Raw genomic sequence first — 9,105 nt, forward strand, 5'->3', positions numbered from 1 at the left:
GTTCCAAGGCCCGCAACCGCTCCGGATTCGTCAGCGCGTCAAAGGACAACGCACACAACCGCTCCACGTCGTCATCGGGCGCGTCGAAGACCTCCACGATCTCCTCACGCGAACTCGAAACCATAGCCACATGCTATGCGGGACCACTGACAAGTTTTGTGTTGTACAAAGCCGGAAGGTCAGCGGTGCAGCACATTTGGGCCCATGGGCGACTGTTACGAAGCTAGAAAACTCGCAACCAGTTCCGGCGAGGCGACCGCGCAGAAGTCGTGCACATAGCCCTGCGGCATGGCGAAGGGATGAAATTCATCCGTATCGACCATCGACATCTGGTCGCGCTCCACGTCGAACTCGGCGATCGGCCGTAACGCCGACTCGGCGACATAAAACAGGTGATAACCGAGACCCTCGATCTGGCGGAACACGTCGCCGATCGGACGCGCCAGATGGCGCTGCTCGATTTCGATCAAAATGGTTGGCCGGCAACGTCGGAACATCCGCGCGCCCCCACTCAGCACCGCCATCTCGTGGCCTTCGACGTCGATCTTGACGAAATCCACCGAGATGTCCGGCGGTAGGACGTCGTCGAGCCGAACGGTCGGCACGTCTATCCGCCGCACCTCGACACCCTGTCCGTCGAACCCGTGCGACAGGCTGCCCTGCGCGGTCACCTGGCGGTTGCGCCGCTCGGGCACCAATAGTTGGGCAGTCCCCGGCTCGTCGGAAACCGCGGCCTGGTGAAAGTGCACCTGCGAGCGCGCATCGGCAAGCTTGCGCAGCATTGGGGCGTTGTCCGGATGAGGCTCGAAACTGTAGAGCTGCCCGGACTTTCCGACCCGGCGGGCCAGGTGATAGGTGAACAAGCCCCAGCTCGCCCCGATGTCGACGACCGTCGCCCCGTTGGGCGTGCAGTGGTCGGCCACCGACATCGCCAGGTCCTGGGTCAGCCGGCGGCGCCACAATATCTCGGTGGCCGTCGTCATCGCGGTGCGGCCGAACACCCGCCCGACATTGCGGACGGTCACATACTTCGCCGCCCAATTCGCCGCATCGCTATGCAGCAGGCGATCTTTGGTGGTCACAGTGCAGCCGCCTTCCAACTAGTGCGTCGCCTCGGTCCAGATGTCCGTCAATCGCCGATACCAGCGGTCCAGGTCGAAATCGCCGGCGCGGCCGCGTGCGGCCGCGCCCAGGCCGGCACGCAAGGTGTCGTCTTTGAGCAATTCCGTCAGGGCCTCGGCAATCTGGGCCGGGCGGGCGGGTTGCACCACTAAACCGGTCTCCCGGTCGGTGATCGCCTCCCCGATACTGCCCACCAGCGTCGTCACCGGCGCCAGCCCATAGGCCATCGCCTCGAGCAACGCCATCGGCAGGCCCTCGTCATGGCTGGGCAAGACGAATATCTGTGCATCACCAAGTAATTCGTCCCGAGCAACCGGATCCAGCCATCCCGCCACGAAGATGGTCTGGTCCAGACGGACCGCACTGACCGCCGCCCGCACCTCGTTGACCTCGCCGTCGCCCGCGAGCGTCAGCCGTAGCCTGTCCCGCAAGGTCTCATCGAGCATGGCGACCGCGGCAATCAGGTCGTAGCTGCCCTTGCGCGCCCCCAGCCGCCCCAGCGAGACCGCATGAACCAATTCCACGTTCGACTGTGCTACCGGGTCAGATGGAATGGGAACCGCGTTGTGTAGCACACTGATCCGGTCGGCGGGCAGCCGTAACCGGCTGGCGTACTCGTCGACATGGCGCGCGCCCAGCACCAGCCACCGGTCGGCGGCCAACAGGCGCCGGACCATCCGCTGCCAGGTCCTGGGCAACCGGTCGAACCAACCGCCGAAATCGTAGCTGTGGGCGTGCACCACGGTGGGAACCGCCGCCACGCGGGCCGCGGCCATCGGCAATGCCTTGCGCAGCACGCTCCCCCCATGGGCGAGGTGCACATGCAGGATGTCCGCGCGCCTGCACAACACCAGCCAAGTCGCGCGCAACATCCCGGTGACGCCGACCCAGAGCCGATACCCAAGGGAGCCTTCGATATACGTCGGCACCATCACGATGTCGAACCGGTTGTCGGGGTGCGCGGCCATGAGGCTACTGACCGTGGCCATGCCGCCCCGGCTGGCCGCTTGGGCCGGCGCCGGGCCCACCACCACGACCCGCAATGGCGTTGTCATTGGGCGGGCACCAATTCGCGCTCGACCTCCTGCACTTCGGCCATCTCGGCGCGCCGGCGTTCCCGCGTGGCGAACGCCAGCGCCGATCCCAGCGCGATGCCCAGCGTCATCGCGTTCGCGGGGTCCTCGGGCAACGGGTCGATGATGCACATCACCAGCAGGCCGGTGCTGACTGCCGCGCTGATCTTGGCCGGTACCGAAGCGCTGCGCAGGGCCCGCACCAGTGGGGTGAGGGCAAACACCGCAAACCCGGTCATCCCGACCGCGCCCGACTTGGCGAGCCACCAGAGGTAGAAGTTGTGCGCGTAGGTGGTACCCAGCGTCTGGGTGAATTCGGTTGGATCATCACCCCCGAACGGCAGTTGATAGGCATAGCCCAGACCGTGGCCGAAGATTGGTGCCGCCTCGATCGCCTCGTTGAGATGCCGGTCCTCGGCAAACCGGGCCAGGGTCGACGGGTCAGCGGACAAGGCCGCCCCGGATGTCCGGCCGAGCACCCGGTGACTGAAGCCGGTGATCTGGTTGGCCAGCCACACTCCGGCCGACGAATCGCCCAGCAGGAACAGCGCGCCGGGAATCGTCACCGCCAGGATGCCCAGCCCGGTGAGGGTCAGTCGGGCGGCCCGCCGCACCGCCGACCAGCCCATGCTGGCGAAGAAAGCGACGACGGCGGCGACGCCCACCGAGATGATGGTGTTGCGCGAGAACGCCAGCACCGCAATAACCAAGGCGGGCAAACCGAGCGCGAGGTAGGCGACCGGCTTGACGCGACCGGCAATCTGGGCGGCGACCAATGCGGTCAAGACGGCGATGGCAGGTATCAGCGTCGAGGTGATGACGCGGTTCGCTGCGTCCCCCGTGTCCATCTGCAAGCTTTCGGTGCGGCCCGCCAGCCGGACACCGCCCGAGGAGCCCAGGATGGCCATGCCCGCCGAGAACCACAGTGTCACGGCGATCGCGTGAATCGACAACATGATGTGCTCGCCGTAGACCACCACAAGCGCCAGCACGAAACCGGCGACCATCTCGAACAGGAACGTCGCCTCGCGCACTATAACCGCCGGATTGTGTCCGGTCGAAAACCCAACGGCGGCAAAGTAAAGCACCGTAGTCGCGAACATTCCCGGCAACAGGTACTCAGACATGCGTAACCGCACCGCGGGCAGCACGAAGCAGATGGCCAGCACCAACACCACGTGTGAGGCGTAGATGGACACCGGGCCGATCACTTTACCGACGTGCAGACCCTGCGGCAGGGCCGCGCACCCCAGGAACAGCGCCAGCCCGATCATCAGTTCCGGCTTGGCCCAGTACACGATCAGGAAGAACGTCAGGCCGACCAGCAGGATGCCCTGGGTGCTGTTGCGCACCGAGAGTGCGCCGTACACAAAGCATCCCAACAAAAAGACCGCCAACACCACTGCGGCCATCGCCAAACGGTGGCGACTCCGCAGATACCGGATCACGCCGGCCCACTGACCTTGGCGCGGTATGTCCGAGTGGCGGCCCTGGTATGCCGCGCGATCCGGGCGTCGGTCAGCACGGTACCCACCACATCCGCGCCCGCCGCGCGCAGCGCCGTCAGCGCGTCCTCGAGTTCGTCCTCGGTGGTGCGGCCGGCCCGCACAACCAATACGGTCGCGTCCACCGCACCGCCGAGCAGCCCCGAATCCGCGGTGGCCAGCACCGGCGGCCCGTCGACCACCGTCCGCTCGAAAGTCCTTGCCACGTCCTTGAGTACCGTGTCCAGCACCTCGGGTAGGTACGCGCTGGTGGGCAGTGTCTCGCGGCGGACCGAGCGCGCCGCAAGCACGAACAGCTTCGGAATCGACGTCGGCTTGGTGGCTTCGGTGGCGATCTCCGGATTGGACAGCGCGTTGGAAAGCCCTTCTCCCGACTCGACTTTCAGCAGTCCGGCAATGACCGGCCGCCGAGTGTCGCCCTCGATGAGCAGCACGTCTTCACCGAGCTCGGCGAACGCGCGGGACAGGTTGATCGCGGTCGTCGTGGTGCCCTCGCCGCCGAAAGGTGCGGTCAGCAACACCCGGTTCGCACCGGCGCCCATCGCGCGCAGCAGCCGGGCACGCAAGCCGCGCACCGCGTCGTCGAACGAGATGTCGGTGCCGAATCGCGGCGCGTTGCCCCGGTGCCCGGGCAATTCGGCCAGCGTCGGCAGGCCGGACAGGCTCTCGAGCTTCGCCCGGTCGCGCACCGTGCGGTCGGCGGCGTCGCGAGTCAGCGCCACCCCGGTACCCAGCAGCAAACCGGCAACCAACCCCATCGCCATGTTGCGCACGGGTACCGGCTTGACCGGATTGTCGGGTATACCGGGCTGCTCGACCACCGTGGCCCTGGCGATCGGCAGCGGCGCGCCGGACGGTGACGCCGGTGGCGCCGCCGTAGGCGCGGGTTGCGGCTCGGTGGGCAGCGTGGTCTCGCTGGCCTGCGGCTGGATGACGGGCTGCTCCCCATCCGACACCGCGGGCGACGGGGTTGGGGCCGGCTGACCTGTCGGGGTGACGGGCGGTGAGTTCGGCGGGGCCGGGTTCCCACCGAGCGTGCCCACCATCAAGGTGAACTCGTCGGCGACGGCCTTCGCCAGCGTCGCCGCGCGTTTCGGGTCGGTGTCGGTGACGGTGATGGTGAACAGGGTCGTCTTGGGGGTGAACGCCACCTTGGTCTGGCTGGCCAGCGCGTCCGCGGAGACCGGGAGGTGGAACTGGCTGACCGCGCGATCCGCCACGGCGTGCCCACCGGCAATGGCCGCGTACGACGACAGCCGCTCCTGGGCGGCCTGGGTGCCCTGGTAGACCTGCATGAGGTCGGTCTCACCGGTGAACGAGATGAGCACCGTCGCCGACGACTCGTAACTCTTGGTCTGAAAGGCCGTAATCGCGGCGGCGCCGGCTAAACAGGCCAACAGCGCGCACAGGACCAGCTTCCAATGCAGTAGCAGCGTCCGAACGAAAGTGCGGAAATCCATCCACTAACCCCCCTGAGTGGACGCCAACTCACAGCGTCAATTTGCCCCCGCATACCGATAGCATAGCGACTACCGCAAGTTTCATACTAATGTAATGATTTAGCGGCGGCAACGCCTCAGGAGGCGGCCGGGGTGGTCAGAACTGCGCGCGACACATCGAGCGTGGCGATCGGATAGAAGCCCGAGTCGTCGCGCCCATCCCGGGCCAGCCGCATCGGCGGGTAGGTCACCGGGTGCGAGCCGTTGGGCTTGTGCTGCTGCCACTCCACGGCGGCCCGCAAGGTGTAGTGGCCCGGGGCCAGGCCTTTGAGCTCGACGCGGACCGTTTCGGTCGTCGAGGCCGGTGGCGGCTGGTCGGCGCTGCGGTCACCGGACGAGTCCGGCACCAGACCCCGCAGGTCGACGGAGGCGGGCAGCGTTCGAACCGTCTGTCCGGCGAAATCCACCAGGCGATAAACCGGGGCCCACTTCTCAGTGGTGGCCGCGGCGCCGTAGTTGGTCCAGGTGACCGCGATCGAGGCCACCTTGTCCTGCAGGGATTGCGACCCCGGCCGGGCCTCCACCGAGTACCGGTAGCCGGCGGTCGCGTTGGCCTGCGCCCACAGCACGTACAGCTTCGGGTCCATGGGCGAGGTGGCGTCCTGATCGGGGAAGTTGATGCTGGACGTCATCGACACGTGGTACCGGATGACATCGTGCAGGCCCTTGTCGTAGTACTGCTGCGGCGTGGTGTCCTTGGGCAGCTGACACCACTCGGTGACCACCGGCGCCTTGGCCAGCCGGTCCTTCAACGCGCCGACGAGCGGGTCCTGGGTCTGCACATAATGCGACGCGCTGGACTCGGCCCACGTCGGCAGCGGCGCGTACACCCCGAGGCAGTCCGAGCGGATACCGACCGGTGCGGCCAGTTTCTTGGTGACGTCGTCCGACAGCAACTGCCGCACGATCTCTGGGTTGTTCGGCGCGGTCACCAGCTGCGTGTGCGGGAAGGCGTTGACGTTGGCCGCGACCAGCCGCTGGATGGAGGATTTGGTGATGTTCTGGTCGCCGTACTGGCTGTAGTAGCCCAAAGCGGCCTCGCTCTGTTCCGGCGCGGGGCCCGGGGCGCCCAGCGCGTCCTTTAGGTAGGCGACGTGGTTTTCGCTGAAGTCGCCGTAGCCGGAGAATTCGAAGATGCTGAGCCGTTCGTCGTTGTCGTAGCGGCGTCCCAGCGCGGCCAGCAACTGGCTGAAGTCGCTCAGATAGGTGGGGTCGTTGAAGTTCGGCACCACCTGCGTTACCCCAGCAGCGGATCCGCTTCGCGGGCCGGGATAGCTGGTGCTGGTGCCCGGCCGCGCGCGCTCCCAGTCGGGTATCTCGATGTTGGTGTTGTCGGGGTAGGACGCGTTGCAGCAGGAGTTGTAGGCCTGCACCCGCAATGTGAGTCGCATCCGGCGCTCGGCCATCTTGTTCAGCGCCTCGTCGATGACGCTGAAGTCGTACTTCTGCTCGTCCGGGGCATCCGGAGGCAAGGTCGCCGGATCGACCGGCTGCAGCTGCCGCCACGTCACCCGCAGGCTGGCGTCGTAGGAGGCCGGCCACCGCGGATACCGCTGCTGGGCCGGTGCGCCTTGCGGGAACAGCGGCACCATCAGGTCTTCGTACTGCCCCCGCAACGGGTTGGGTATTTCCTGCGCGGCCGGCGGGATGGCCGGATTCACCATCGCGGCCAGCGGGCCGGGATCGTTGTGGTTGCGGCTGCAGCCGCCGATCAGCAGTGCCGCCCCGGCGACCACCACGGTCGCGCAGGCAACGACGATCAACGTGACTTTTCTGATTGTTCGAGCCATTCTCACTGGTGAGCTAGATTGCGCCGAGCGTCAGCGCCTCGCGGTCGGCGAGGAACGGCATCGGCATCCAGCGCGCGGACAGCAACGCCTCCATGGCGTTGCCCGGAACAGGGCGGGACAGCAGGAAACCCTGCGCCCGGTGGCAACCGTGTTGCATCAAAGTCAGTGCGGCGGCCGGGGTTTCGACGCCTTCGGCGACCAGCTGCAAACCGAACGCCTCGGCCAGGCCGATGATGGCGCGCACGATGGCCAGGTCGCCGGCGTTGGTGCCCAGGTCCCGGACGAACCCGGTGTCGATCTTGAGCATGTCGACCGGCAGGGACTTCAGGTGCGACAAAACCGCGTACCCGGTGCCGAAGTCGTCGATGGCGATCTGGACGCCGACCTCTTTGAGCTCATGCAGGGTCTTGCGGGTGGTTTCGATGTCGTGCACCACCGCGCGCTCGGTGATCTCGAGGCAGACCGAGCCGCCGTCGATCCCGAATTCCTCGATGGTGTCCGCGACGGTGCGCACGAAGCCGCGGGTGATCAGCTGCACCGGTGAGACGTTGATGCGCAAAATCGCGCTCTGCCCCACACCATTGGCCCGCCACCGGCTGAATTCCGAACACGCGCTTCGCATCACCCAGCGGCCGAGTTCACCGGCCAGGTTCGTCGACTCGGCGACCCCGATGAACGAATCGGGCAGCAGCAAGCCCCAGATCGGGTGCCGCCAGCGCACCAGCGCCTCGGCCGCGACGATCGCGCCGGTCCACAGGTCGACCTCGGGAAGGTAGTGCAGCAGCAGGGCTTCGCTGTCGATATCGCCCTGCAGGTGCAATTCGATGTCGTTGCGGAACGCGCTCTTGAGCGACATATCGTCCGTGGACAGCGCGACCTGGTTGCCGCCGGCACGCTTGGCCGACAGGACCGCTTCGTCGGCGCGACGCAGCAGGTCGGTGCTGTTGTCGCGGCCGGGCATCCCGACGGCCAAACCGATGCTGACGGTGCGGGTGATCTGGTGGCCGCCGATCGCCAGGCGCTCTCGCAGCATGGTGCCCAGCCGGCGGGCGAACGATTCGGCCGCCGCGCTGGACATCGTCTGATCCGGGATCACCACGAACTCGTCACCACCGAGGCGGGCGATCATGCTCTGGCTGCCCGCGCACACCCGTAGGCGTTGCGCGAAGACGCGAATGAACCAGTCCCCGGCGGTATGCCCCAGGTAGTCGTTGATCGACTTGAGCCGGTCCAGGTCCATGTACAGCACCGCCACCGGCCCGGGGTTGCCGGACGCCAGCCGCTCGGTCAGATGCGCGACCAGTGCCCGACGGTTGTACAGCCCGGTCAGGTCGTCATGCTCGGCCAGGTAACGGAGCTTCTCCTCCGCCGCGATTCGCGCCTGTAGCTGCGCGAACAGCGCGGCCACCGCCTCGAGCGTGTTGATCTCCTCTTGCTTCCACTTCCTGGCGCCGAACTTGACGAAGCCCAGCACGCCGGTGGTCATCTCGCCTGACACCAGCGGGGCGGCCGCGACCGACGGCGAGGCCACCTGCTTGGCGCCGCTGCCCCAGCGTTGAAAGGACCGGTTGTTCTGCTCGGGCCGGATCACCACCGGCTTCCGGCCGTGCTCGCACTGCGCCAGCACCGGGTCCGCGCTGGTGAAGTGCACCACCGCCTCCGGGTCGGGGTCCGGAACATTCACCCGCGGCGGCCATTCGGCGACCAGCACCGAGGCGCGGATGTCGTGGTCGTGATGACGCAGGAAGCTGGCGTCCACGTCGAACTGCTCGACGAGCTGGGCCAGCACCCGTTCGCTGACCTGCGTAGCGGTGGACGCGGTCGCTTCCATCAGCTGGGTGGCTACGGAAGTGACGACGAGGTCCAAGCTGCGTGGCAACGGGTCCTCCGATTCGTGCACGTCCCAAGTCGACTGCGCCGGCTACGGGCGACCGCCGGTCATCAGACAGTCTTGGCGGCCGCTGTATCTCAATGCCTGCCGATGCGCATCGAAGCGGCCTCAAGAGTCGCCTGGAAGCCCTGGGCAGTACCCGGACCGACGCAGGTCACGGATGGATTAGTAGTCAGCGAAGACTATCACGCAAAGGCCCTGGTGCCCTGTGCTAACTCCGTCCTC

General features: G+C 66.9%; 6 protein-coding genes. All 6 read right to left on the reverse strand.

Features of this window, described 5'->3' with window-relative positions:
* Window positions 1-215: 215 nt before the first annotated feature.
* On the reverse strand, window positions 216-1,082 hold the full coding sequence (locus A9X01_RS11315; RefSeq protein WP_155772032.1) for an FkbM family methyltransferase: 867 nt from the start codon (window positions 1,080-1,082) through the stop codon (window positions 216-218).
* A gap of 18 nt (window positions 1,083-1,100) precedes the next feature.
* A complete protein-coding gene (locus tag A9X01_RS11320) occupies window positions 1,101-2,177 on the reverse strand; it encodes a glycosyltransferase family 4 protein (protein WP_065120871.1) in 1,077 nt (358 codons plus the stop codon).
* Window positions 2,174-3,607, reverse strand: coding sequence for an O-antigen ligase family protein (locus tag A9X01_RS11325; protein WP_253849078.1), 1,434 nt, complete (start codon window positions 3,605-3,607; stop codon window positions 2,174-2,176). The genes A9X01_RS11320 and A9X01_RS11325 overlap by 4 nt, the downstream gene beginning before the upstream one ends.
* Window positions 3,608-3,639: 32 nt before the next feature.
* Window positions 3,640-5,160 (reverse strand): polysaccharide biosynthesis tyrosine autokinase, encoded by a 1,521-nt coding sequence (locus A9X01_RS11330; protein WP_065120873.1) that lies wholly within the window; start codon window positions 5,158-5,160, stop codon window positions 3,640-3,642.
* A 116-nt stretch (window positions 5,161-5,276) separates the two neighbouring features.
* A complete protein-coding gene (locus A9X01_RS11335) occupies window positions 5,277-6,989 on the reverse strand; it encodes a hypothetical protein (protein ID WP_065120874.1) in 1,713 nt (570 codons plus the stop codon).
* 13 nt (window positions 6,990-7,002) lie between these two features.
* Window positions 7,003-8,868, reverse strand: coding sequence for a putative bifunctional diguanylate cyclase/phosphodiesterase (locus A9X01_RS11340; protein WP_065120875.1), 1,866 nt, complete (start codon window positions 8,866-8,868; stop codon window positions 7,003-7,005).
* Between the last annotated feature and the right edge of the window lie 237 nt (window positions 8,869-9,105).

Source organism: Mycobacterium asiaticum (assembly GCF_001668675.1).
GTDB lineage: Bacteria > Actinomycetota > Actinomycetes > Mycobacteriales > Mycobacteriaceae > Mycobacterium > Mycobacterium asiaticum_D.

Bases quoted from the DNA above. Each gene is read 5' to 3' on its own strand.
- A9X01_RS11320 (WP_065120871.1), bottom strand. From the start codon at position 2,177: ATGACAACGCCATTGCGGGTCGTGGTGGTGGGCCCGGCGCCGGCCCAA.
- A9X01_RS11325 (WP_253849078.1), bottom strand. From the start codon at position 3,607: ATGGCCGCAGTGGTGTTGGCGGTCTTTTTGTTGGGATGCTTTGTGTAC.
- A9X01_RS11330 (WP_065120873.1), bottom strand. From the start codon at position 5,160: ATGGATTTCCGCACTTTCGTTCGGACGCTGCTACTGCATTGGAAGCTG.
- A9X01_RS11335 (WP_065120874.1), bottom strand. From the start codon at position 6,989: ATGGCTCGAACAATCAGAAAAGTCACGTTGATCGTCGTTGCCTGCGCG.